This window comes from Flavobacterium selenitireducens, assembly GCF_014748335.1.
Lineage (GTDB): Bacteria > Bacteroidota > Bacteroidia > Flavobacteriales > Flavobacteriaceae > Flavobacterium > Flavobacterium selenitireducens.
Genome location: NZ_JAAVIY010000003.1, coordinates 208,897 through 233,466, shown reverse-complemented (window position 1 = coordinate 233,466; position 24,570 = coordinate 208,897). Strand labels below are relative to the sequence as shown.

The following is a 24,570-nucleotide window of genomic DNA, read 5'->3' as shown; positions in this document are numbered from 1 at the left end:
CCTAATGCGTTAAACAGACAATTTCACGACGGTTTCCGCTCCCGCAAATTAAAGAAAACCGTTTCATTTACACTGCGAAAATTACGAAATGTTTCTCGAAAATACAGTTAACCACAAAGAACAATTCGGCTGGATAGAAGTCATTTGCGGTTCGATGTTTTCGGGCAAGACCGAAGAATTGATCCGACGTTTGAGACGCGCCCAGTTCGCCAAACAAAAAGTCGAGATTTTCAAGCCGGCCATCGACACACGTTACCACGAAGAAATGGTTGTTTCCCACGACTCTAATGAAATCAGGTCGACGCCGGTTCCCGCTGCGGCCAATATTGCGATTTTGGCCATGGGTTGCGATGTTGTCGGAATAGACGAGGCCCAGTTTTTCGACGATGAGATCGTGCGCGTTTGCAACGATTTGGCCAACCAGGGAATCCGGGTTATCGTTGCCGGGCTCGACATGGATTTCAAAGGCAATCCATTTGGGCCGATGCCGGCTTTGATGGCGACTGCCGAATACGTGACGAAAGTGCACGCCGTTTGTACGAGAACCGGAAACCTCGCCAATTATTCGTTCCGTAAATCAGATTCCGAGCGCCTGGTCTTGCTAGGGGAAACCGAAGAATACGAACCGTTGAGCCGAGCGGCTTTTTTTTCGGCCATGTGGAAGAACAACGAACATCCGGACACTTCACCTGAGGATCCGCATCGAAAAGAACCCAACCGTTGATCGTGACTTTAAAAAATATCATTCCCGTCATTGGCGCCAAATGGGTCGGGGAATTCGACGCTGCCGACATTTCCCACATTTCCATTGACAGCAGGTCGCTGCAAAACGGCTCGGAGACTTTGTTTTTCGCGCTTTCCGGCCCAAACAACGACGCCCACAATTACATAGGCGAACTCATCGACATCGGAGTCGTGAATTTCGTAGTTTCCTACATTCCGGACGACGTTAAGAACCAGGCCAATTTTCTCGTCGTACCCAACACGCTCGCAGCTTTGCAGCAATTCGCGACCTGGTATCGCAACCATTTCAAATTTCCGGTCATCGGAATCACGGGAAGCAATGGCAAGACCATCATCAAAGAATGGCTTAACTTTTTGCTCGGCCCCGACTTCAACATCATCAGGAGCCCGAAAAGTTACAATTCCCAGGTAGGCGTACCGCTTTCGGTCATTTCGATAAACGAAAAACACAATATCGGCATATTCGAGGCGGGAATTTCCACGGTTTCCGAAATGGAAAAACTCGAGCCCATCATTGCGCCTACGATCGGAATCCTGACGAACATCGGGTCGGCCCACGACGAAGGTTTCTCGAACATCGCCCAAAAAATCAAGGAAAAACTCAAGCTGTTCAAGCATTCGGATTTGCTGATTTACAATCTAAACAAGACGATCGAAGCGTTCATTCCGTCCGTTACGAAACGATTTTCGTGGAGTTTCAAAGATGAAACCGCCGATGTTTACCTCGAGAGAAGAATTTCGGGCGAACACACTTCCATTCTCGTGACCTGGAACGAGCGCGCCTTCGAGGTCGTGATTCCGTTCCGCGACGACGCATCGGTAGAAAACGCGGTGCATTGCCTCATGGTTTTGCTGCATCTGGGATACGAAAACGATGTGATCAAGAGTCGTATTTCGATGCTTTTTCCTGTAGAAATGCGGCTTAAAGTCAAAAACGGAATCTACAATTCGACCGTGATCGACGACAGTTACAGTTCCGATTTCCAGTCGCTGAAAATTGCCTTGGACTTTCTCGAGACCCAAAAGCAGCACAAGAAAAAAACACTGATCTTATCGGACATTTTCCAATCCGGATTGACCAACGAAGAACTGTATTCGCGGGTTTCACAACTCGTGATTTCCAATAAGATCAACCGCGTGATCGGAATCGGGGAAACCATTTCGGCATTCAAAAACAAGTTCGTTAACTGCATCACGTTCGATACCACAAATGAATTCCTGGCCGCGTTCGACACGTTGAATTTCGGAAATGAGACGATCCTCGTCAAAGGCGCGCGACAGTTCCGGTTTGAGAAAGTGGTTGCCTTATTGGAAGAAAAAACACACGAAACCGTTCTCGAAATCAACCTCAACGCGATTTCGCACAATCTTAATTTTTTCCGATCGAAATTAGATCCCGGAACCAAAATGATGGTGATGGTCAAAGCGTTCGGATATGGAAACGGCGGTATCGAGATCGCGCGTCTGCTCGAGCATCACAAGGTCGATTATCTCGGTGTGGCTTTCGCCGATGAGGGCATCGCGCTCAAAACCCAGGGCATCTCACTTCCGATAATGGTGATGAATCCCGAATCGACAAGTTTTGCCTCTATCATCCAACACGGGCTCGAGCCCGAAATTTACAGTTTAAAAGGTCTTGATGCTTTTCTCAAAATTGCGAACGACAAAAAACTGGAGCACTATCCGATCCATATCAAACTCGACACGGGCATGCACCGTTTGGGTTTCCAGGAACCGCAATTGGCCGAGTTGATTGCGATACTCAGGCATCACAAATCGGTAAAGGTCAAAAGCATTTTGTCGCATATGGCCACGAGCGACGACTTACGGCATCACGAATTCGCGCTATCGCAAATCGCATTGTTTGAGAAAATGTCGTCTTTGATGATGGACCAACTCGAAATCGATCCGATACGCCATATCCTGAACACCTCCGGAATCAGCAATTATGGAGAGGCGCAATTCGACATGGTGCGTTTGGGAATCGGGCTTTACGGCATTTCAAACGATGCATCGGAACAGAAATATCTCGAAAACGTCGGCACTTTAAAATCGATCATTTCTCAGATACGCACCATCCCGACAGGCGACAGCGTAGGTTATGGCCGTCGTTTCATAGCTGAACACGAAACCCGGATCGCGACGATTCCAATCGGTTATGCCGACGGGATTTCACGTCATTGGGGAAGAGGCGCCGGATATGTGAACATCAATGGAAAGAAGGCGCCGATCACGGGAAGCGTCTGTATGGACATGCTAATGGTGGACGTGACGGGAATTACGTGCAAGGAGGGCGACCCGGTTGTGATATTCGGTGAAAATCCGACGGTCATTTACATGGCCCAAAAACTGGAAACTATTCCATATGAAATACTCACAAGCATTTCCCAACGGGTAAAGCGGGTATTTTACAGGGAATAAACTAGTATTTTTTGTTAAAACTTAAGTTTATTCTGATTACTTTAGTAGGACTAATCTAAAATCAAAACATATGGGATTCTTTTCGGAATTTAAGGATTTTGCCCTTAAAGGCAATGTAATGGACCTGGCGATTGGGGTAATCATTGGCGCCGCTTTTGGAAAAATCGTGACCTCTTTGGTAGAGGACATCATTACACCCGTTATTTTGAAACCGAGCCTCGAAGCCGCGGGCGTTTCAAAAATTGAAGATTGGGCACCCGGTGGAATGTTGCTGGGCAAGTTCATCTCGGCGGTGATTACGTTTACGATCGTCGCGTTCGTGCTCTTCCTTATCGTCAAAGGAATCAATGCAACGCGCAAAAAAGAAGCTGCCGCACCGGCCGCGCCACCAGCACCGAGCAATGAAGAAAAACTGCTGATGGAAATCCGGGACGCGCTGAGAAATCGTCCTTAATCAGACACCGTACGCTACATTACATATTCACTAAACCACGCTCGAAAGGCGTGGTCTTTTTTTGGACGAAACTTTAACAAAATGTACGTGAAAACTGTATGCGATTTGTCGGCGGAAGCCGCATTTTTACCAGACCTAACAAATCTTGGAGATTTGTTAGGTCTTGCGCGCGAGCCCTGGTTTCGAAACCGACACCCGCCAAAACCGGAACCTGCGTTAAGGATGGCGGCATTGTCGGAGCTCTTTTGCCGACCCGATATTGTTCATACAACGAATTTTCGCGGCAAAAAGCGACTGCCGACAGCCTGACGGCGGTCAACGGCAATTTGTCTTTTTGCTGCACTTTTGGAACCGCCGGAACGCCCTGATAAAAAATCATTGGAGCGAAATTCGGACTTGCTAAGTTTCATTACTTTTGCACCAACAAAACTCACAACATTATGAAAGTTGCCGTCGTTGGCGCTACCGGAATGGTAGGCGAAGTCATGCTACAAGTTCTTGCACAGAGAAATTTCCCGATCACGGAACTGATTCCTGTTGCCTCGGAGAAATCGATCGGAAAGGAAATCGAGTACAAAGGGTCAAAATTCAAGGTCGTGGGCATGCAGACGGCGGTCGACATGAAACCTGAAATCGCAATTTTCTCTGCCGGAGGCGACACGTCCAAGGAATGGGCGCCGGTTTTTGCAGCTGCGGGAACAACGGTGATCGACAATTCGTCGGCCTGGAGAATGGATCCGACGAAAAAATTAGTGGTTCCTGAAATCAACGCTTCCGAACTTTCAAAAGACGACAAAATCATCGCCAACCCAAATTGCTCCACGATACAAATGGTCCTGGCTTTGGCGCCGCTCCACAAAAAATATACGATTAAACGCGTCGTCGTTTCCACTTACCAATCGGTTACGGGAACGGGCGTGAAAGCCGTAAAGCAACTCCAGGACGAATATGCAGGAGTCGATGGCGAAAAAGCTTACAAATACCAAATTCACCAAAATATCATTCCGCAGATCGACGTATTCGAAGACAACGGCTACACGAAAGAAGAAATGAAAATGACCCGGGAAACCAAGAAAATACTTTCGGACGATTCGATCCATGTGACCGCGACTGCTGTGCGCCTACCCGTAATGGGCGGACATAGCGAGTCTGTGAACGTTGAATTCGCCAATGATTTCGAAGTGTCGGACGTGCGAAAAATCCTTTCCGAAACGCCGGGAATCATCGTCCAGGACAACATTGACGCGTTCGAATATCCGATGCCGTTGTTCGCGCATCAGAAAGACGAAGTTTTTGTGGGAAGGATCCGACGTGACGAAAGCCAGCCAAACAGTTTGAACATGTGGATAGTGGCCGACAACCTTAGGAAAGGCGCCGCGACGAACGCCGTCCAAATCGCTGAATATCTGGTTGCAAACCGTCTCGTGTAACATTTAGGCCGCGGACGCTACTAATTTTCACAAAATATTAGGGTTTATTCACGCCGTCCGTGGCTAACTTTACCGCCTTGAAGTCAAAATTCGCCATATTCAACCTGATCGCAACCGCGGCCGTGCTTTTTTCGGTCGTGTTTCAGTCTGTGCATTCGGTTGAGCACATCGTCGAGGAGCTTCAGGCGCCAAAATGCCATCACGAAAAAACCGATTCCAAGCACGAACTGTCGCATCAACACCACAAAGACGACAATTGTTTCGTGTGCCACTTTAATTTCAGCGGATTCATCGGAACCGAAATAACGCGCATCCGTATCGAAACTCCCGAAATCCATCAGGAATATTCTTATATCCGATCAAGGGAGATCACTTCTTATTTCGTCGGAAGTCTTTTTGCCCATCGCGGCCCGCCTGTTGAATGTTGATTTGACATAACTCCGGTTTTTATCGGATCCAATTCACATTCAAACTCATTCCCATGCGTATTTTTTTAGCGCTTGCCTTCCTTTTTTTTGGAAGCAAAAGTGCGTTCGCACAGTTTACCGTTTCCGGAAAAGTCACCTCGGACAAAGGCGAAATCCTTGTCGGATGCCACATCCATGCAGCAAACGTCTACGTAAATTCAGGCAAAGACGGCTCGTTTTCACTGCAGCTACCGGGAGGCAAACACGTAATTTCGGCATCCTTCATCGGATACAAAACATCGCAACGAACGATTTCCGTAACGTCCGACCAAACGGTAGACTTCCTCCTGGAGACCGACGTGGCGTCGTTGCAGGAAGTAGTCGTGTCCGGAAACGCAACAAGCCTCACGACCCAACCGCGCCAAACGCTCAAGGTCAACGCGATCGAGAAATACAGCAATGCTTCTCTTGGCGACCTCGTAAAGGAAATCAGCGGCGTCTCTTCGTTGAAAACGGGAAATGCGATCGTAAAGCCGGTCATCAACGGGCTGCACAGTAACCGCGTCCTGGTGATCAACAACAATGTTCGCCTCGAAGACCAGCAATGGGGATTGGAACATGCCCCAAACCTCGATGTCAACGCGGCCGGATCGGTAGCGGTGGTTAAGGGCGCGGCCGGTTTGCAATTCGGAGGAGACGCAATTGGCGGCGTAATCGTGGTCGATCCTCCCAAAATACCGGTAAAGGATACGATTTACGGGCGCGCTATACTCAACGGGGCCACGAATGGCCAGGGCGGCAGCGCTTCTTCGTCTGTATTCAAAGGCTATAAAAACGGTTGGAACTGGAAACTCCAGGGCACGTTCAAATATATGGGCGACCTTGAAACTCCAGATTATGTCTTGTCCAATACGGGCATTCGCGAGAAGAATTTTTCCGTCGGATTCGGGCATAAGGGCGAGCATTCCGGTTTTGATGCATTTTACAGTTATTACAATGCAGAGATCGGGATTTTGCGCGCGTCCCACATCGGGAACATAACAGATCTTGTCAACGCCATCAACAACGGCCAACCCGCGATCATCGACGATTATACCCACAATATCGCATCGCCTAAGCAGGCCGTCCAACATCATCTGGCCAAGCTCAACTATTATCGGGACTGGCATTCGGGAAGGTTCGACGTGCAGTATTCCTATCAGTTCAACAACCGTTTGGAATACGATGTCAGGCGAGGCGACAACCGCGACCGTGCGGCGCTTGACCTCGATTTGGCGACGCATGCGTTACTTGCGGATTTTACGTCCGACAAAACAAAAGATTTCAGGTTCAAGACCGGAATCGGCGCGTCGTACCAAAACAACATCGCGAGCATTGCAACCGGCGTGCGTCCGTTGATTCCCGATTACGACAAGATCGATTTGGGCGCCTACGCTACGTCGGCCTACGACGTTTCGGCAACATGGCGTCTTGAGGCAGGTTTGCGCTATGATTACAGCCGTGTCGACGCCACGAAATTTTACCTCAAGTCAAGATGGGAAGAGCGCGGATATGACGAAAGCTTCGCTCATTTCATCACGGGCGATTTTGGCACGCAGTGGAAGACGAATCCGGTTTTTACGTATCACAACGTCTCGGCCAGCGTGGGTTCCAAATTCCAAATCGCGGAACACCTGAACTGGTATGTAAATGCAAGTTTGGCGCGCCGCAACCCGAATCCGGCGGAATTGTTCAGCGACGGTTTGCATCACGCAACGGGACAAATTGAGCTTGGCGATTTGCGTTTGAAGCAGGAAACGGCGGTAAAGGTTGCGACGACATTTTCGTACGCATCCGGTAAACTTGCCGTTGAAGTGAATCCGTATGCAAATTCCATCCGCGATTTTATGTTTTTACAGCCGAAGGGCCTCGAATACACAACGAGAGGAGCGTTCCCGGTTTGGGAATATCGGCAAACCGACGCTAGGTTGACGGGAGTCGACGTCACGGTTGATTGGGATTTCCATAAGAATTTCAACTACCACGCTACTTTCGCCTATGTGCATGGAAAGGATATGGAATCGGGCCGACCGCTGATCGACATGCCGCCGGCCAACTGGAACAACGGCGTTTCGTTTCTCAAGAAAGAATGGTACGGGTTCGAAGTCGGATTGCGCAGCGAATGGGCATTTTTCCAGAACCGTTATCCGGACAACGATTTTTATGCCGATGTGATCGTAGACGGAAATCCTGTGAACACGCTGGTTCGCATCAGCCGTCCGCCAAAAGCGTACAACCTGTTGCATTTTTCGTGTCAAATCACGCTTGATTCGATTCCCGGCGTAAAGACGACTTTGGCCTTCGGTATCCACAATTTATTGGACACCGCTTACCGCGATTACCTGAACCGCATGCGTTTTTATGCGGACGATATCGGAAGGAATTTTACCCTTCAACTTAAATTTAATTTTTAACCCAAAACATTACACAATGAAAAAATTGAGATTTTTACCACTAGGAATGATTGCCATGCTTTTGGCTTCATGCAGTTCAGATGACAACAACAACGGCGGTCCCGTAAACGAGGAAGAAGTGATCACGACCGTGACGGTGCAGTTGACGCCCCAAGCCGGAGGAACGTCTGTTACCCTTACGTCCCGCGACCTCGACGGAGACGGTCCGACTGCTCCGGTAATCACGGTTTCGGACAACCTGACGACGAACACCGTCTATAACGGAACGGTCACCCTGCTCAACGAAATCGCAAATCCGATCGAAAACATTACGCCCGAAGTCATCGAAGAAGCTCTCGATCACCAATTTTTCTTCAGTGGCTCGAACGGTATCGGGACTGCGGCTTACAGTGCGCCTTTCGATTCCAACAACAATCCGATCGGCGTGAATTTCACGTTCACGACAACAAATGCCGCGAATGGAAACCTGACCGTTATTTTGCGTCACGAGCCTAATAAAACCGCTCAAGGTGTCTCGAATGGCGACATCGCGAACGCGGGCGGAGAAACGGACGTACAGGTTACATTTCCTGTCGTAGTCGAGTAATTCCGATTTCTGTCAAAAACGAAAAGCGCCTCGATTGAAGGCGCTTTTTTTTTAGAATTTATTGTCTCCGTCGAGCAGGTTTCCGAGTCCGCCGAGAAGGCTGCCTTCTTCCCGGCCGCTTCCGCCTGATTTTGGTGCCGACGCTATGATCCTATCCGCAAGGCGACTGAACGGAAGCGACTGGACAAACACCGTTCCCGGCCCTCTCAAAGTCGCGAAAAACAGGCCTTCCCCTCCAAAAATGGAATTTTTTATCCCGCCGATGAACTCGATGTCGTAATCTACCGTTTGGGAAAATCCGACGATGCAACCCGTGTCGACTTTCAAAACTTCGCCTGACGCCAATTCCTTTTTTGCCAAAGTCCCGCCGGCGTGGACGAACGCCATGCCGTCTCCTTCGAGCTTTTGCATGATAAAGCCTTCTCCTCCGAAAAGTCCGCGACCCAATTTGCGTGAAAATTCAATTCCGACCGCCACGCCTTTGGCCGCACACAGGAACGCATCCTTTTGGCAGATGAACTTGCCGTTGTAGCCCCTGAGGTCGATCGCGATGATCTTTCCCGGGTAAGGCGAGGCGAAACTCACTTTGCTCTTCATCATATTTTGATTCTGGTAGGCTGTCATGAACAAGCTTTCGCCCGTCAACATTCGTTTGCCCGCCGAAAGCAATTTACCCATAAAACCAGATTGTTGCTGGCTTCCGTCGCCGAAGATCGTTTGCATCTGAATGCCGTTTTCCATCATCATGAAGCTGCCGGCCTCGGCTATGACGACTTCCTGCGGATCGAGCTCGATTTCCACATATTGCATTTCCTCTCCAAAAATCTCGTAATCAATTTCGTGTGCTGTCATTCGTTTTACGTTTTATTGTACCGCAAATTAACGATTAGCCGTCAATTATTTGTTTTACGGATAACAAAAAAGATAAGCAGATTCAACCAACTTATGTTTAAAATATTTTGCATTGAACTGACTGTATGATAACATTTTAATTATATTTTTACCATATCTGTAATCAATAAAATCGCTTTTTATGAATTCAAAATTTACGATGATTGTCAGGATTGCGCTTGGGATACTTTTGGTTGTTTTCGGAAGCAACAAATTTCTTCACTTCCTGCCGATGGATGCGCCGTCCGGAGCCGCAGGGGATTTCATGAGCTCGCTCGGCGCTACGGGCTACATATTTCCGGTGGTGGGAATACTCGAAGTGCTTATCGGATTGATGTTGCTCGTCAAACGATGGGTGCCGTTCGCCATTATCCTGCTTGCCCCGATTTCGATCAACATCCTGCTTTTCCATTTGTTCCTGGCAATTCCGGGCGTCGCGATCGCCTTGCTCGTCGTAGTTTTCAACGGCATCTTGGTTTACAAGCATTGGAGGTTGTACCGACCGCTTTTCGCTTAATCGATCAGCCAGGCCGCCTGGATCGATCCGAAGAAAAAGCCTTCATTGACCCAATTGTCGACTTCCTTGCCGCGATACATAAACACATAAGCTAAATCCCAACGGTTCTTGCGGAAACGGAATCCGGCTTCACCTATGAAACGAACGGGCGCCAGATCCCAAGTGATCGGACTGTCTTCGTTGAACATACTGCCCTGGATCGTCGCGTCATATACTTGGTAGCCGATTCCCGGCGCTATGTAAAAGAAGAATTCGCTTTGCTGTTCGTACGCTTTCGGATCGGCACTGACCGATGCGCCGTAAAGTGCCGAGTCGAAAATAGGCAGTAATGGCTTAAGGCTTATCCGCGAAAGCAACGAAAGATTGGCGCCCGTAAAGGCGGTTCCTGCAAATGCGTTGGCCTTGACATGCAGGTCGACCTGGTTCGATTTTGCTATCGGATGCGAATAAAACCCATGGAGTTGCATCGCAATCAAGTCGTGCACCTGATAGTCCCATCCTCTAACAGGTTTATATCCGAACACGTTATGGATGCCGCGCTGGAATTCCTCGGCAAGCGACGACGGCCCGATCACACCGCCCTGAAGCGACAATTTAAAAACCGATTCATTTCGGTAAAACCACCCTTTTTGCGCCTGTCCGAATAAATATCCGGCAAATGGCCTGTCGTGAACGCCCGGATCTTCCGCTTTGACGGTTTGAGGATTGTAAATGTGCTGGCCGGCGCGAAACTCGTAGATTTTCTTAATTGTACCCGCCGTAGTGTCTTTCGAAAGGTAGCGGTAGAAAAGCTCGATGCCGTTCGTGTAATATTTGTCGTTTACCGACGACGTGTACAGGTCGTTTTCCAAGAGCAGCCCGAATTGCTTGCTTTGCGCAAAAGTGGAAAAGGATACGAATAAGAGTACCGAAAAAAGCCGCATCAATACTCCAGTTTGACACGCCTCATCCCGGAGACGATCCGCGATTTGCGTTTGTTGATGTAAGCCGAGGAATAACTCGCCTCATATTTTCTCGGATTCGGCAAGATTGCAGCTATTCCGGCCGCTTCCCGCTTGGTGAGTTGGTTGGCGTCCTTGCTGTACCAGTGTCTCGAAGCCGCTTGGGCTCCGTAAACACCATTGCCCATTTCTATGCTGTTGAGATAAACTTCCATGATGCGTTCCTTTGTCCAAAAAATCTCGATCAGCACGGTGAAGTAGGCTTCGAGACCTTTGCGGATCCAGCTTCGGCCTTGCCACAAAAAGACGTTTTTTGCGGTCTGTTGGCTTATCGTACTCCCGCCGCGGAGTTTTTTGCCTTTTTTGTTGGCCTTCATCGCTTTTTCGATGGCGTTCAGATCGAAGCCGTAATGGTCGATGAACGTCGCGTCTTCACTCGCGATCACGGCTTTTTGGAGATTGGGAGAAATCCTGTCGAGCGGCACCCAGTCGTGATCGAAATAGACCGTCTTGTCATCAAACGTATTCTCGATAAATCGGAAGCCCATCAATGGCGTAAACGGAACCGGGACGAACCGGAACACGATCACGAGGAAAATAGAAACGGCAAAAAACCATAGTGCCGCCTTTTTTATGAAGTTGAAAATCTTTCTGAACATACTTTTTACAATAAATCGGCAAGTTCCTGGCCTACGAGGCTACCGATGGCCACGCCCATTCCGCCAAGCCGCACACCGCAGAACACATTTTGGGAAAGCGCTTCGACAATCGGACGCTTGCTCGCCCCGATTCCCATTATGCCGCTCCACCGGTGCTCTACTTCAAATGGCGTATTTGGTAAAATTACCTCTTTTAGCAATTGCTCCAAACGATTTTGTACGATTTCGGTGTTGCCGAACCGCGTCGTATTTTCTGCTTCAAAATCGAGGTTGCGTCCGCCTCCGAGCAATATCCGGTCGCCAATGTTACGGAAGTAATAATACCCGCGGTCAAAATGGAACGTGCCTTTTATGTCGAGGTTGGGAATCGGCTTGGTAACCAAAACCTGGGCGCGCGCCGGCTTTACAGCATTTTGGGTAAGTTGTGCGGAGAATCCGTTTGTGGCGAACAGTAATTTGTTGGTCGTAAACGAAAAGTCCTGTAGCGCAACCGTAACGTCTTTTGCGTTGTCCGAGAATCCCACGACCGTCATGCGATTCAACACCAGGATGTCGTTTGCGATGGCTTGCTTCAAGAGCGCCTGCATCATATTTCCCGTGTCGATTTGCGCCTCGAAAGGGTTGAAAACGACGTCCCCGAAAATTTTTCCGAAGCCGAAGCGGTCAGTTTGTCTGGCAAATACATCTGATTTGAAAAACGGCCGCAGCAAATCGTTTATGAACGGCATTTTTTGGAGACAATCCTGGTAAAGCAACGCGTCTTGTTCTAAAAACAATTCGTAGCCGCCGAACGGCCTGAAATCAATCACCGAATCACCAAGGCGCTGCCGCATCAACTGCAAACCGTTCCATCGTTTGCGTACCAACTGGATGACTTCTTCCTCGGAATGTGCCGAAAGATCGTCTATGATTTCCGAAAGGCTTCCGAAACAGGCAAAACCCGCATTTTTCGTGCTCGCTCCTTGTGGCAAAGCACCTTTTTCGAGAATCAGGATCTTGGCGTGAGGAAATTTCTCGCGTAGGCGCAACGCCGTGTGCAACCCGACTATTCCGCTTCCGACGATCGTAAAATCGACATTGGAAAACCAGTTTTTTAGTTCCCAGAAACTGAGTTCCATTTGAATTTTTTTATAAAAATACTGTTTTGAACTGACACAAAACAACTGACGATATTTCAAGTTTTTTCCGACATTTTTATCGATTGAACACTTACACAGCTTACATCTTGTCGATTTGTTAAATAATTTGTTATAATACTGAATCATCGAATTATCAAACCCTATATATTTGATGTAACTAATTCACTATTAACCCAAATTATGATTTATGAAAAACAAATTACTCACCATCGCCTTCCTTGCAATCGCCGGACTTTCATGGGCCCAGCAGGGCAAACAGGTTTGGCGTCCGGCCGTTAAAAGTCCTGACTCACAGGTTCTCGCCAACAAAACCACGCTTCACAGCCCAAGACTGATCGCTGTCGACGTCGAGGACCTTAGACAAAAACTATCTATGGCGCCCCAGCGGTTCAAAGTCAAAGAATCGAATCTCGTGATCGCGTTGCCGAATGCGGACGGAGGATCGGACCAGTTCCGCATCACCGAGTTCTCGAACATGGACCCGGAACTCGCCTCACGCTATCCGGAAATCAAATCGTATACGGGAAAAGGCGTAACCGATCCGCTGGCGACGGTTTATTTCAGCATTTCTCCTTTAGGATTACAGTCGATGGTAATCCAGGCAGACAAATCGGTTGTGTTCATCGAACCTTACACGACGGATCAGAGCGTGTATGCGGTCTACAAAAAATCCGATAAGACAGCCTCGATGAACCAATGGGATTGCCGCGTTATCGAGCAATCGTTTGAGGAAATCGGTGAATCCGACGCCGCCTTGGCCCGTCCGAACGCCGACGATGGCAACCTTAGGAATTACCGCCTCGCAATGTCGGTTACCGGAGAGTACACCGCTTACTTCGGAGGGACGAAAGCACTTGCGCTTGCCGCCATCAACAACACGATGACGCGCGTCAATGCCGTGTTTGAAACCGATATGGGCGTGCACATGAACCTGATTGCAAACAACGACCTCATCATTTATACAAACGCCACCACCGATCCTTACGCTAATGCTTCCACGGGAGCAGGCGGCGCCTGGAACCAGCAGTTGCAGACGACGTTGACGAACACCATCGGGAATGCGAATTACGACATCGGACACTTGTTTGGCGCTTCGGGCGGAGGCGGAAATGCCGGGTGCATCGGATGTGTCTGCAAGAATCCGACGTCTTCGGTTCCGCTTGGAAAAGGTTCGGGATATACGTCTCCGGCCGATGGAATTCCGTCAGGAGACAATTTCGACATCGATTACGTCGCACACGAAATCGGGCATCAATTCGGTGGCAATCACACGTTTTCGCACAGCAACGAAGGCACGATCGCCCAAGTGGAGCCAGGTTCAGGATCGACGATCATGGGTTATGCCGGGATTACGGGTTCTACTGATGTCCAGCCGCATTCAGACGCGTATTTTCATGCGGTTTCCATCCAACAAATCACCAATTATGTAAAAACCACGACGTGCCAGACGACCACGGTTACTGGGAATGCGATTCCGACGGCTAACGCTGGAGCGGATTATACGATTCCGAAAGGCACGCCATTCATACTGAAAGGAACCGGATCGGATTCCAACGGTGGAAATCTCACCTATTGTTGGGAACAAATGAATCAACGCACAACGAGCAATTCCATGCCAAGCCCGACGAAGACCGGAGGCCCGGCTTTCCGATCGTTTACGCCGACGACGAGCACATCACGCATGTTCCCCAGATTGGAAACGGTAAAAACAGGCGCGACTTCCTGGACATGGGAAGCTGTTCCGACAGTAGCGCGCACGATGAATTTCAGGCTGACGGTGCGCGACAACCAAGGCGCTTTTGCTGCCAACAATAGCGACGATATGATAGTAACGGTCAACGGAACCGCGGGCCCTTTCACTGTAAGTGCTCCAAACACGGCCGTTTCCTACGTTGGCGGGTCGACGCAAACCGTGACCTGGAACGTAGCCGGAACAACCGCAAACGGCGTGAACTGCTCCAATGTCGACATTCTTTTGTCTACAGACGGCGGTACGAATTTCAATACGACGCTGTTAGCCGCGACACCAAACGACGGTTCCCAAACCATCACGATCCCGAATACACCCGGAACGCAAAACCGCATCATGGTCAAGGGAACCAATCATATTTTCTTTGATATGTCGAACGCGAACTTTACGATAACGGGCGGCTCTTCTGACACGACCGCGCCATCGGCTGCAACGAATCTTGCAGCGTCGGGCACGACACAAACCTCTACCAATTTGACCTGGACGGCGTCTACCGATAATGTCGGCGTTACCGGATACGACGTTTACCGAAACGGAAGCCTCGTCGGTTCTTCGGCGACGACTTCGTATGCCGCGACAGGATTGACAGCCGCGACAACGTACAGTTTTTATGTAAGGGCAAAAGATGCCGCCGGCAACATTTCGGTAAACAGCAATACCGTTTCGGTGACCACATCGGCCAACACAACCGACACTACTGCTCCGACAGCACCGACAACGCTCACAGCTTCGGGCACGAGCCAATCGGCTACTAATTTATCGTGGACGGCCGCAACCGACAATGTCGCCGTTACTGGTTACGATGTTTATAGAAACGGCGTTTTCCTTGCTGCTACGACCACGACTTCTTACGCGGCAACGGGACTTACGCCAGCGACGACCTACAGTTTCTTTGTCCGGGCGAAAGATGCCGCAGGAAACAATTCCGTGAACAGCAACACCGTTTCAGTGACGACATTATCGAACTCGGTTTCCTATTGCGCTTCTCAGGGCAATGATGTCAGCGACGAGTTGATCGGTCGCGTGCAATTCGGGACGATCAACAATCCGTCATCCGGCGGAACGGGATATACCAATTTTACATCAATTTCCACAAACGTGACGCGAGGCTCTTCTTATGCTATCTCGGTCACGCCAACCTGGACCGGAACGACGTATAGCGAAGGTTATGCGGTATTTATCGATTGGAACCAGGACGGGGATTTTTCGGATGCAGGAGAAACGGCCTGGACGCGTTCGGCTACGACCGCAACACCTGTAAGCGGATCGATCACAATTCCTGCGACGGCCGCCATCGGATCGACGAGAATGCGCGTTTCGATGCGTTATAATGCCGTTCCTACATCTTGCGGATCGTTCAATTACGGGCAAGTCGAGGATTATACGGTTAATGTGACCTCAGCGGCACGACTGGACGAAACCGCAACGCCGGCCCTCGGCTTCAGCCTATATCCGAACCCGGTAAAAGGAGAGACACTTAACGTGAGCGACGTTCAGGAAAACGCGGCATTTCGCATCGTGAACCTTCTTGGCCAACAGATCCTGACTGGAAAAGTCAACAACGGTGCGATAAACGTCGAATCTATAAAAGCGGGAACGTATCTGCTGGAAATCGACTCCCAGGTAAAGCGCTTCGTAAAGCAATAGAATATTTAACGCAATCAGACAGGCTGCCTCACAAGGGCAGCTTTTCTTTTTTCACTATTTTTAGGCACATTTTCAATTTTACGACATGAGGAAAGCCGCATTTCTAACTTTTACCATTTTAAGCATGAGCGCCGCGCACGCACAACAAACCATGACGCCTGATTTGCTTTGGAAACTGGGACGCGTTTCGGGTCTCGGGATTTCAAAGGACGGGAAAAACGTAGTGTATAAAGTTTCGACGCCGTCGGTCGAGGAAAACAAATCGAGTTCAAAATATTTTACCGTTCCCGTAGGTGGCGGTAAAGCGGTCGAAGTGACCGACTACAAGTCGCTTCTGAACGACAAGAACGTTTCGCCTGACGGAAAATATATCGCCTACCACGAAGAGGTCAAACTGGCCAAGGTCAACGGGAAGGATTTTTATCCGGAGCTCGAAAAATCGGACGTACAGATTTACGACGGCCTCGACTACCGCCATTGGGATACTTGGAATACGGGATCGTACAATCATGTTTTCTTCCGCGAGAACAAGGAAGGCGCCAAAGGAACCGACCTTTTGGCGAACGAACCGTTCGATTCTCCCCAGAAACCGTTTGGCGGTGACGAAGATTACAATTGGTCGCCTGACGGGAAAAGTATCGTCTATGTCGCCAAGAAAAAATCGGGAACGGAATACGCGAAAAGCACCAACACCGACATTTATCAGTACGATATCGCTACCGGCAAAACGGTAAATCGCACGGAGAAAAATCCGGGTTACGATACCCATCCGAAGTTTGCTCCAAACGGAGACCTGACCTGGCTCCAAATGAAACGCGACGGTTACGAAGCCGATAAAAACGATATCATCGTAAGCCATAAAGGCGTCGATATCAACTTGACCTCGGGTTGGGACGGAACCGTGGAAGACTTCAAATGGAGCAAAGACGGGAAAAAGGTTTATTTCGTCGCGCCCGTTGGAGGAACCAAACAGCTCTTCGAAGTCAACTTCCCTGGGTTGACCAAAATCGCGGTTTCGGTAAAACAATTGACCGACGGCGTGTTTGACGTGGCCGGAATAGTAGACTTCGTTGGCGACAAAGCCATCGTGAGCCGCACCGACATGAACCATGCTGCGGAATTGTATTCGTACGATCTCAAAAAGAAATCGTGGGCGCAGCTTACAACCGTGAACAAAGCGATTTACGATAAACTGGCGCTGAGCAAAATCGAGAAACGCATCGTCAACACGACCGACGGCAAGAAAATGACCGTTTGGGTAATCCTGCCTCCGAATTTCGATCCGAACAAAAAATACCCGACGTTATTATATTGCCAAGGCGGACCACAATCGGCTCTTTCCCAATTCTATTCGTTTCGGTGGAACTTTCAGTTGATGGCCGCACAAGGCTATGTCGTAGTCGCGCCGAACCGTCGCGGAATGCCGGGACATGGCGTAGAATGGAACGAACAGATCAGCAAGGATTGGGGCGGACAGGTCATGAAAGATTACCTCTCAGCGATCGATGATGTCGCTAAAGAAAATTATGTGGACAAAAGCCGTCTGGGCTGCGTCGGCGCCAGCTACGGCGGATATTCGGCTTTTTATCTGGCCGGAATCCACAATAAGCGCTTCAAAACGTTTATCGCTCACGACGGTGTGTTCAACCTGCAATCGATGTATGGAACGACAGAAGAGGTTTTCTTTAACCATTGGGACGGAGGCGGCGCCTATTGGGAAAAAGACAATGCGGATGCCAAGCGCACTTACGGAGAGTTCAATCCGATCAATAACGTGACGAAATGGGACACGCCAATCCTGATCATCCAAGGCGGAAAAGATTTTCGCGTTCCGATCGGTCAAGGACAGGAAGCTTTCCAGGCGGCACAACTACTTGGTATCAAAAGCCGCTTCCTTTATTTCCCGGAGGAAAACCATTGGGTGTTACAACCTCAGAACGCAATGGTGTGGCAACGCGAATTTTTCAAGTGGCTCAAAGAGACGCTTTAGGATATAATGTTTGAGAAAAAGTCCGATATCAGAATTTTCCGATATCGGACTTTGCTTTTTAAGCGAATATGTTACACGATTGATATTCTCATTTTGCGAATATTTAAATTAGCATTACCTTTCCCGTCCCAAGTTTACCGACTATGAAAGCAATGCTGATATTGCTGATTCTGACTGGATTGTCAGCATCGGCGCAAGTAGGTGTGAACACCACCACACCGACGGCCACCCTCGACGTAAACGGCAATATGCGCTTGCGGACCACCGCCGCAACAACGCGCTTGTCTGCGCCGAAAGATTCGCTGCTCGTCGTTGATCAAAACGGAAATATCGTACGCGTCACTTCGCGCAATGTCATTATGAGCCACCTGAAATCATTTGTAAAAGGCGGGCTTTCCTCTACCGCCAACCAGACGATTTCCCTAGGTTCGGCCAACGTTGCGACGGCACCGTTCGGATTTGAGGAATTCGACGAAAACGATGAATACAACAACACCACCTATACGTTTACCGCGGCCAATGCCGGAATTTATTCCGTGAGCGCACAAATCAAAGCATCCGCGGCGTTAAGCCTGACTTCAAATTTCGGGATCGCGGTCGTCAAAAACGGAAGTGTCATCGCGCGAAGTGGTTTCGGAAACATTTCCGTGCTTTCGATAACGGTCTCACCTCCGATCAGAAGTGTCAATACGCTTGTAAAACTGGCTCCGGGAGACACCCTCAGTTTCCAGATCTACGCCGACCTGTTGAATGCGGGAGTCACAGGCACGCGGGAAGACTCGTTTTTTTGGATCGCCCAACAACAATAATCTCGATGATACTCGGACATAAAAAAAACCTGTCGTCTGGACAGGTTTTTTGATATTTCGAAATCCGGAATTATTCCGCTGGATCGTTCATTTTGAAAGTTTCCATAAACTTCGTGGTGTAATTTCCTTCGACATAAGCCGGCTCGTCCATCAACTGTCGGTGAAACGGAATCGTCGTTTTGATACCTTCAATGACGAATTCGTCAAGCGCCCGCTTCATTTTGTTGATGGCTTCCTGACGCGTTTGGGCCGTCGTGATCAGCTTGGCGATCATCGAATCGTAATTCGGCGGAATCGTATAGCCAGCGTAAACGTGAGTATCGAGGCGAACGCCGTGCCCACCAGGAGCGTGAAGCGTCGTTATCTTGCCCGGTGACGGTCGGAAATCGTTATATGGATCTTCAGCATTGATACGACATTCGATCGCATGCAATTGCGGAAGGTAATTTTTTCCTGAAATCGGAACGCCGGCCGCCACGAGAATCTGCTCGCGGATCAAGTCGTAATCGATTACCTGCTCGGTGATCGGGTGCTCGACCTGGATGCGCGTGTTCATTTCCATAAAATAGAAATTGCGGTCTTTATCGACAAGGAATTCCACGGTTCCGGCACCTTCATATTTGATGTACTCGGCTGCGCGGACAGCGGCAAGACCCATCTTTTCGCGCAATTCATCCGTCATGAACGGAGATGGCGTCTCTTCGGTCAACTTTTGGTGACGACGTTGTACCGAACAATCGCGCTCGGACAAATGACATGCCTTTCCATAAGCGTCGCCCACAACCTGAATTTCAATGTGGCGCGGCTCCTGGATCAGTTTTTCCATGTACATTCCGTCGTTTCCGAAAGCCGCGGCAGCTTCCTGTCGCGCGCTCTCCCATGCTTTCTCGAGCTCGTCTTCCTTCCAGATCGCACGCATTCCTTTACCGCCACCACCTGCAGTGGCCTTCATCATTACCGGATAACCCGATTCCTTGGCGACTTGCTTGGCGTGTTCGAGCGATTCCAACAATCCGTCGGAACCGGGAACGCAGGGAACGCCGGCTGCTTTCATCGTAGCTTTTGCCGTGGCCTTGTCGCCCATCTTTTCAATCATTTCAGGAGAAGCGCCGATGAACTTGATGCCGTGCTCCTGGCATATTTTGGAGAATTTGGCATTTTCCGAAAGAAATCCGTAACCCGGATGGATCGCGTCAGCGTTGGTGATCTCGGCCGCAGCGATGATGTTGGACATCTTGAGATACGATTGGTTGCTCGGCGGCGGGCCGATACAGACCGCTTCGTCGGCGAATTTTACGTGAAGGCTTTCCGCATCCGCAGTCGAATAAACGGCAACGGTCTTGATTCCCATCTCACGGCAGGTCCGGATAACGCGAAGCGCGATCTCTCCCCTATTTGCGATCAATATCTTCTTAAACATAATGGTCTGTGTTAAATGAAAAATGTCGAATATCGAAATCGGGACAGGCTAGCCTTGTCCAAAATTCAATCTTCAACATTCAAAATATTTTAAGACGGGTCAACCAGGAACAAAGGTTGGTCGAATTCTACCGGAGACATGTCATCCACAAGGATTTTCACGATTTTTCCAGAGTATTCCGACTCGATTTCGTTGAAAAGTTTCATCGCTTCGATGACGCAAAGCACGTCACCTTTCTGGATGTTGCTTCCAACCTCAACGTACACCGGTTTGTCCGGAGACGGTTTGCGGTAGAACGTTCCGATGATCGGCGACTTGATCGTAATGTATTTTGAATCTTCCGAAGCCGCAGCAACTGGAGCGGCCGGTGTTGAAGCAGCAGGAGCGGCAACCGGAGCGGCAGCTTGTGGCATCGCTGCAACCGGAGCCTGTTGGATATACGTCACCTCAGGTGCGCTGGCTTCGGTCGTGGTTTTGATGGTGATCTTGAAATCGTCCATCTCCAGTTTTACTTCGGTAGCTCCCGATTTGGCTACAAACCGGATAAGGTTCTGAATGTCTCTGATATCCATAAGATTGTAATTTGGTATGTTTAGTTATTTAGCGTCGTATGCCCATTTAAGGTAGATCGCGCCCCAGGTGAATCCGCCGCCGAAGGCCGCGAAAATGAGGTTGTCGCCTTTCTTGAATTTGTGCTCGAAATCGCTGAGCAACAACGGTAGGGTTCCGGAGGTGGTATTTCCGTAGTTTTCGATATTGATCAACACTTTATTTTCCGCAACTCCCATACGATTGGCCGTAGCGTCGATAATTCTTTTGTTCGCCTGGTGGGCGATGAGCCAATCGACGTCCGATTCGGAAAGATTGTTGCGCTCCATGATTTTTTCGGATACGTCGGCCATTCCGGTAACGGCGTATTTGAAAACGGTTTTGCCGTCCTGAAAAACATAGTGCTGACGGTTTTCTACGGTTTCTTTCGATGCCGGAAGCAAAGATCCGCCGGCGTCGATTTTGAGGTATTCGCGCCCGATCCCGTCCGAACGAAGAAATTCGTCCTGAAGGCCGAGACCTTCCTCATTGGGTTCGAAAAGTGCGGCTCCGGCTCCGTCACCAAAAATGATGCACGTCGCGCGGTCAGTATAGTCGATGATAGAGGACATTTTGTCGCCTCCGATTACGAGAATTTTCTTGTAACGCCCGGTTTGGATATGGGCCGCCGCCGTTGACATTCCGTAAAGAAAACTCGAACAAGCCGCCTGAAGATCATAAGCAAATGCGTTTACCGCTCCAATCTGGGTAGCGACGTAAACCGCTGTAGCCGCAACCGGCATATCGGGAGTTGTAGTGGCTAGAAGTACCATATCGATTTCGGCAGGATTGACATTCCCGCGCTCGATAAGGTTTTGGGCCGCTTTTATGGCGAGATAAGATGTGCCTTTCGTGGCATCCTTCAAAATCCTTCTTTCCTTGATGCCTGTTCTGGAGGTAATCCATTCGTCATTGGTATCTACCATGGTCTCAAGGACTTTATTGGAGAGTACGAAATCTGGGACGTAACCTCCTACAGCAGTGATGGCGGCTGTGATTTTGCTCATAGATAGAGAAGTTTTCTTTTGTGGGAGTTTCCCGTAAAAGGTGTTGAAATTACAAAATTTTCGACAAACGTCGGCTTCCGAAAACGTTATTTCCGACTAAAATCCTAGGCAATAAAAAAAACTCCCACGACGTGAGAGTTTACATTGTCTGAATTACAGTGCGTTAGGCAACCGCTTCAGTCTTATCGATAACTACCTGGCCTCTGTAGTACATTTTGCCTTCATGCCAGTAAGCTCTGTGGTAAAGGTGAGCTTCGCCTGTTACCGGGCAAGTAGCGATAGTGGCTACCGTTGCCTTATAGTGTGTTCTTCTCTTGTCTCTTCTGGTCTTGGAAACCTTTCTCTTAGGATGTGCCATTTTATTCTTTTATTTATCCGTTTTTAACAGTGACTTTAATTTGTCCCAACGTGGGTCAGTGCTTTCTTCTTTTTTATCGTTTTTGACTTCTTTAGCCGTTACTTTGAGCTGATTGAGCTTGTCGAGCGCGTCCGACTGGAGCGTTCCGTCCTTAATTCCGGGATGGACGCGTTTCTGCGGAATCGACAAGGCGACCATCTCATAAATATATTGAGACACGTCAACCTGGTGCTCGCCATGCGGCAGGACCAGCAATTCCTCGTTGTCGTTGTTGAACTCGTCACCAAACTGTACGATCAGGTTCATTTTGCCTTTCACGGGCAGGTCGAACATTTCGCCTGTAAGGTCACAAGGCAGGAAAACCGTCCCCTTGTGCTTGAAACTCAACTCGAGCATGGTTGTTTTCTTATCCAGCACCACGTTTACCGTGATATTGCAGGATTCAAACTCGTCGTAACCGAACTCATCAAAGAACTTTTTATCAATCTGATACTCAAATTGGTGCTTTCCTAGTTTTAATCCCGCGAACGAAATTAAAAATTCATTCAACTGTTTCATCATCACACAATTTGCCCCGAATTCGGGTGGGCAAAGATAAAAAATATTTATAACAACAAAAGACTTAATTGCCTTTTTTTGATTCGAGGCTTTTTTCCTTGATTTTCAAAGGATTTTTTGAAATTTCCGCATGGCCGATCCGGGAATGGAATATGTCGATTGCCATGTAGACGGCCTCGGCGAACGAACTGTGGTCGGCTATTCCTTTACCTGCGATGTCGTATGCCGTGCCGTGGTCCGGAGACGTGCGGATTTTATCCAAACCTGCCGTATAATTCACGCCTTTGCCAAATGCAAGTGTCTTGAACGGGATCAGGCCTTGGTCGTGATAGGCCGCGATGACCGCATCGAACTTCTCATATTGCCCGCTTCCGAAGAAACCGTCAGCCGGATACGGTCCGAAAACCATCGTGCCCGTTTCAAACATTTTTTTTATGACCGGGCGCAGCAATTGCTCGTCCTCTTTACCGATTACGCCATTGTCGCCCGCATGCGGATTGAGCCCAAGCACCGCGATTTTCGGCTTGTTGATGCTGAAATCCTGGATCAGTGCTTTTTTTACCGTTTCAATCTTGGTGCGGATGAGCGTCTCATTCAAATGGGAAGCGACATCGTTGACGGGAACGTGATCGGTAAGCAACCCGACGCGCAAATTGTCCTTGACCATAAGCATGAGCGCATTGCCCTGTAATTCCTGGGCTAAGTAGTCGGTATGTCCGGGAAATTTAAATTCTTCAGATTGGATGTTGTATTTATTGATCGGCGCCGTTACCAGGACATCTATGCCGCCGTCTTTCAACGCAGCGACAGCCGTAGTGAACGACTTGATTGCGTATTCGCCGATTTTCTCATCATTTGACCCGAAGTTCAAATCGACCGGCTCCCGCCAGACGTTGAGCACGTTGATCTTTCCGATGACAATCTGGTCGAGGCTGTCGATTCCATGCAGCATGGATTGGGACTCGAATGTCTTTTTAACGAACGACAACACCTTTACATTAGCAAAAATCACGGGCGTGCAGAACTCGAGCATTCGGGAATCTTCAAAGGTCTTGAGAACGACCTCGCTCCCGATTCCGTTCAGGTCCCCGATTGATATCCCAACTAGTATGTTTTCTGCTTTCTTGGTCATGCCCCGACGGATTTTATTTGCTAATTTTGAGGGCAAATTTAGAAAATTAAAACCACAATGTTCACGGGAATCATCGAAACGCTAGGCATCGTAAGCAATATTGATCGCAATGGAGGCAATTTGGACGTAACGATCCAATCTTCGATAACCTCCGAGCTCAAAATCGACCAAAGCGTATCTCACAACGGCATTTGCCTTACGGTAGTAAACATCGAGTCAGATCACTACACCGTTACGGCAATTCAGGAAACTATTGCAAAAACCAATATCGGCGAATGGAGCGTCGGCGACGAGGTCAATCTCGAAAGAGGAATGCGTCTCGGCGACCGGCTCGACGGACACATCGTTCAGGGCCACGTCGACCAGACCGCGATTTGCATTTCGGCCGAAGAAGGTAATGGGAGTTGGGAATTCCGATTTTCGTACGATCAGGAAGCAAACAATATCACAATCGAGAAAGGCTCGATTACGGTAAACGGCGTGAGCCTTACGGTCGTCGATTCGGAAGCCGGGGAATTTAGCGTCGCTATCATCCCTTATACATACGATAATACCAATTTCAAGCACATCGCAATCGGGTCGACGGTCAATCTGGAATTCGACGTGGTCGGAAAATACATCGCGCGCCTTTACGGATTTCGCGACATCCGTTAAAGAAATAACCCGAGT

22 protein-coding genes are annotated in these 24,570 nt (G+C 49.1%); 12 read left to right on the top strand and 10 right to left on the bottom strand.

Translation table 11 applies throughout. From position 1 onward, the window contains the following. The first annotated feature begins 88 nt into the window (after positions 1–88). The 7 genes from HC229_RS06955 (at position 89) to HC229_RS06925 (ending at position 8,495) form a co-directional block, all read left to right on the top strand. A complete protein-coding gene (locus HC229_RS06955; protein ID WP_191019743.1) occupies positions 89–724 on the top strand; it encodes a thymidine kinase in 636 nt (211 codons plus the stop codon). After that, positions 721–3,165, top strand: a complete 2,445-nt coding sequence (locus tag HC229_RS06950; protein WP_191019742.1) for a bifunctional UDP-N-acetylmuramoyl-tripeptide:D-alanyl-D-alanine ligase/alanine racemase — start codon at positions 721–723, stop codon at positions 3,163–3,165. Before HC229_RS06955 ends, HC229_RS06950 begins: the two co-directional genes overlap by 4 nt. 70 nt (positions 3,166–3,235) lie before the next feature. Beyond that, complete coding sequence (gene mscL / locus HC229_RS06945; RefSeq protein ID WP_191019741.1) at positions 3,236–3,619, top strand: large conductance mechanosensitive channel protein MscL; 384 nt, start codon at positions 3,236–3,238, stop codon at positions 3,617–3,619. A 440-nt stretch (positions 3,620–4,059) separates the two neighbouring features. Continuing rightward, positions 4,060–5,049, top strand: coding sequence for an aspartate-semialdehyde dehydrogenase (locus tag HC229_RS06940; RefSeq protein ID WP_191019740.1), 990 nt, complete (start codon positions 4,060–4,062; stop codon positions 5,047–5,049). Between the two features lie 77 nt (positions 5,050–5,126). After that, positions 5,127–5,477 (top strand): hypothetical protein, encoded by a 351-nt coding sequence (locus HC229_RS06935; RefSeq protein ID WP_191019739.1) that lies wholly within the window; start codon positions 5,127–5,129, stop codon positions 5,475–5,477. 53 nt (positions 5,478–5,530) lie between these two features. Then, complete coding sequence (locus HC229_RS06930; RefSeq protein WP_191019738.1) at positions 5,531–7,909, top strand: TonB-dependent receptor; 2,379 nt, start codon at positions 5,531–5,533, stop codon at positions 7,907–7,909. Positions 7,910–7,925: 16 nt separating this feature from the next. After that, positions 7,926–8,495, top strand: a complete 570-nt coding sequence (locus HC229_RS06925; protein WP_191019737.1) for a YajG family lipoprotein — start codon at positions 7,926–7,928, stop codon at positions 8,493–8,495. A 51-nt stretch (positions 8,496–8,546) separates the two neighbouring features. Here HC229_RS06925 and HC229_RS06920 read toward each other — a convergent pair whose 3' ends face one another. Next, positions 8,547–9,347 (bottom strand): TIGR00266 family protein, encoded by an 801-nt coding sequence (locus HC229_RS06920; RefSeq protein WP_191019736.1) that lies wholly within the window; start codon positions 9,345–9,347, stop codon positions 8,547–8,549. A gap of 181 nt (positions 9,348–9,528) precedes the next feature. On the opposite strand from HC229_RS06920, the gene HC229_RS06915 reads away from it, so the two are divergent. Continuing rightward, a complete protein-coding gene (locus tag HC229_RS06915) occupies positions 9,529–9,903 on the top strand; it encodes a DoxX family membrane protein (protein WP_191019735.1) in 375 nt (124 codons plus the stop codon). Here the strand turns inward: HC229_RS06915 and HC229_RS06910 are convergent. The 3 genes from HC229_RS06910 to HC229_RS06900 are packed head-to-tail and all read right to left on the bottom strand — an operon-like array spanning position 9,900 to position 12,621. Beyond that, the gene (locus HC229_RS06910; protein ID WP_191019734.1) at positions 9,900–10,826 is read right to left on the bottom strand and encodes a lipid A deacylase LpxR family protein; all 927 of its coding nucleotides are present in this window, start codon (positions 10,824–10,826) and stop codon (positions 9,900–9,902) included. The genes HC229_RS06915 and HC229_RS06910 overlap by 4 nt on opposite strands. Further along, entirely contained in the window at positions 10,826–11,503 is a 678-nt protein-coding gene (mtgA, locus tag HC229_RS06905; protein ID WP_191019733.1) for a monofunctional biosynthetic peptidoglycan transglycosylase, read from the bottom strand. Before mtgA ends, HC229_RS06910 begins: the two co-directional genes overlap by 1 nt. 5 nt (positions 11,504–11,508) lie before the next feature. Then, positions 11,509–12,621, bottom strand: coding sequence for an NAD(P)/FAD-dependent oxidoreductase (locus tag HC229_RS06900; RefSeq protein WP_191019732.1), 1,113 nt, complete (start codon positions 12,619–12,621; stop codon positions 11,509–11,511). A gap of 208 nt (positions 12,622–12,829) precedes the next feature. On the opposite strand from HC229_RS06900, the gene HC229_RS06895 reads away from it, so the two are divergent. From HC229_RS06895 to HC229_RS06885, 3 genes are all read left to right on the top strand, one after another. Next, positions 12,830–16,039, top strand: coding sequence for a reprolysin-like metallopeptidase (locus HC229_RS06895; RefSeq protein WP_191019731.1), 3,210 nt, complete (start codon positions 12,830–12,832; stop codon positions 16,037–16,039). A 124-nt stretch (positions 16,040–16,163) separates the two neighbouring features. Then, positions 16,164–18,029: a S9 family peptidase gene (locus HC229_RS06890; protein ID WP_408610257.1), complete on the top strand. Its 1,866-nt coding sequence runs from the start codon at positions 16,164–16,166 to the stop codon at positions 18,027–18,029. Positions 18,030–18,172: 143 nt separating this feature from the next. Next, positions 18,173–18,838 (top strand): hypothetical protein, encoded by a 666-nt coding sequence (locus HC229_RS06885; protein WP_191019729.1) that lies wholly within the window; start codon positions 18,173–18,175, stop codon positions 18,836–18,838. A gap of 70 nt (positions 18,839–18,908) precedes the next feature. Here the strand turns inward: HC229_RS06885 and accC are convergent, their stop codons facing one another. From accC to pdxA, 6 genes are all read right to left on the bottom strand, one after another. After that, the gene (accC, locus tag HC229_RS06880; protein ID WP_191019728.1) at positions 18,909–20,258 is read right to left on the bottom strand and encodes an acetyl-CoA carboxylase biotin carboxylase subunit; all 1,350 of its coding nucleotides are present in this window, start codon (positions 20,256–20,258) and stop codon (positions 18,909–18,911) included. Between the two features lie 89 nt (positions 20,259–20,347). Beyond that, positions 20,348–20,830 carry an acetyl-CoA carboxylase biotin carboxyl carrier protein gene (gene accB, locus HC229_RS06875; RefSeq protein ID WP_191019727.1) on the bottom strand — a complete coding sequence of 161 codons (483 nt, stop codon included), beginning with the start codon at positions 20,828–20,830 and terminating at the stop codon, positions 20,348–20,350. A gap of 24 nt (positions 20,831–20,854) precedes the next feature. Next, positions 20,855–21,853, bottom strand: a complete 999-nt coding sequence (locus HC229_RS06870) for a beta-ketoacyl-ACP synthase III (RefSeq protein WP_191019726.1) — start codon at positions 21,851–21,853, stop codon at positions 20,855–20,857. A 163-nt stretch (positions 21,854–22,016) separates the two neighbouring features. Next, positions 22,017–22,211: a 50S ribosomal protein L32 gene (rpmF, locus tag HC229_RS06865; protein WP_176006249.1), complete on the bottom strand. Its 195-nt coding sequence runs from the start codon at positions 22,209–22,211 to the stop codon at positions 22,017–22,019. 9 nt (positions 22,212–22,220) lie between these two features. Continuing rightward, entirely contained in the window at positions 22,221–22,769 is a 549-nt protein-coding gene (locus tag HC229_RS06860) for a YceD family protein (protein ID WP_191019725.1), read from the bottom strand. 64 nt (positions 22,770–22,833) lie between these two features. Then, a complete protein-coding gene (gene pdxA / locus HC229_RS06855) occupies positions 22,834–23,901 on the bottom strand; it encodes a 4-hydroxythreonine-4-phosphate dehydrogenase PdxA (RefSeq protein WP_191019724.1) in 1,068 nt (355 codons plus the stop codon). Positions 23,902–23,958: 57 nt separating this feature from the next. Between pdxA and HC229_RS06850 the strand changes: the two genes are divergently transcribed. Further along, the gene (locus HC229_RS06850) at positions 23,959–24,555 is read left to right on the top strand and encodes a riboflavin synthase (protein ID WP_191019723.1); all 597 of its coding nucleotides are present in this window, start codon (positions 23,959–23,961) and stop codon (positions 24,553–24,555) included. Positions 24,556–24,570 lie beyond the last annotated feature (15 nt).

Bases quoted from the DNA above. Each gene is read 5' to 3' on its own strand.
- HC229_RS06955 (WP_191019743.1), top strand. From the start codon at position 89: ATGTTTCTCGAAAATACAGTTAACCACAAAGAACAATTCGGCTGGATA.
- mscL (WP_191019741.1), top strand. From the start codon at position 3,236: ATGGGATTCTTTTCGGAATTTAAGGATTTTGCCCTTAAAGGCAATGTA.
- HC229_RS06940 (WP_191019740.1), top strand. From the start codon at position 4,060: ATGAAAGTTGCCGTCGTTGGCGCTACCGGAATGGTAGGCGAAGTCATG.
- HC229_RS06930 (WP_191019738.1), top strand. From the start codon at position 5,531: ATGCGTATTTTTTTAGCGCTTGCCTTCCTTTTTTTTGGAAGCAAAAGT.
- HC229_RS06925 (WP_191019737.1), top strand. From the start codon at position 7,926: ATGAAAAAATTGAGATTTTTACCACTAGGAATGATTGCCATGCTTTTG.
- HC229_RS06920 (WP_191019736.1), bottom strand. From the start codon at position 9,347: ATGACAGCACACGAAATTGATTACGAGATTTTTGGAGAGGAAATGCAA.
- HC229_RS06915 (WP_191019735.1), top strand. From the start codon at position 9,529: ATGAATTCAAAATTTACGATGATTGTCAGGATTGCGCTTGGGATACTT.
- HC229_RS06910 (WP_191019734.1), bottom strand. From the start codon at position 10,826: ATGCGGCTTTTTTCGGTACTCTTATTCGTATCCTTTTCCACTTTTGCG.
- mtgA (WP_191019733.1), bottom strand. From the start codon at position 11,503: ATGTTCAGAAAGATTTTCAACTTCATAAAAAAGGCGGCACTATGGTTT.
- HC229_RS06900 (WP_191019732.1), bottom strand. From the start codon at position 12,621: ATGGAACTCAGTTTCTGGGAACTAAAAAACTGGTTTTCCAATGTCGAT.
- HC229_RS06895 (WP_191019731.1), top strand. From the start codon at position 12,830: ATGAAAAACAAATTACTCACCATCGCCTTCCTTGCAATCGCCGGACTT.
- HC229_RS06890 (WP_408610257.1), top strand. From the start codon at position 16,164: ATGAGCGCCGCGCACGCACAACAAACCATGACGCCTGATTTGCTTTGG.
- HC229_RS06885 (WP_191019729.1), top strand. From the start codon at position 18,173: ATGAAAGCAATGCTGATATTGCTGATTCTGACTGGATTGTCAGCATCG.
- accC (WP_191019728.1), bottom strand. From the start codon at position 20,258: ATGTTTAAGAAGATATTGATCGCAAATAGGGGAGAGATCGCGCTTCGC.
- accB (WP_191019727.1), bottom strand. From the start codon at position 20,830: ATGGATATCAGAGACATTCAGAACCTTATCCGGTTTGTAGCCAAATCG.
- HC229_RS06870 (WP_191019726.1), bottom strand. From the start codon at position 21,853: ATGAGCAAAATCACAGCCGCCATCACTGCTGTAGGAGGTTACGTCCCA.
- rpmF (WP_176006249.1), bottom strand. From the start codon at position 22,211: ATGGCACATCCTAAGAGAAAGGTTTCCAAGACCAGAAGAGACAAGAGA.
- HC229_RS06860 (WP_191019725.1), bottom strand. From the start codon at position 22,769: ATGAAACAGTTGAATGAATTTTTAATTTCGTTCGCGGGATTAAAACTA.
- pdxA (WP_191019724.1), bottom strand. From the start codon at position 23,901: ATGACCAAGAAAGCAGAAAACATACTAGTTGGGATATCAATCGGGGAC.
- HC229_RS06850 (WP_191019723.1), top strand. From the start codon at position 23,959: ATGTTCACGGGAATCATCGAAACGCTAGGCATCGTAAGCAATATTGAT.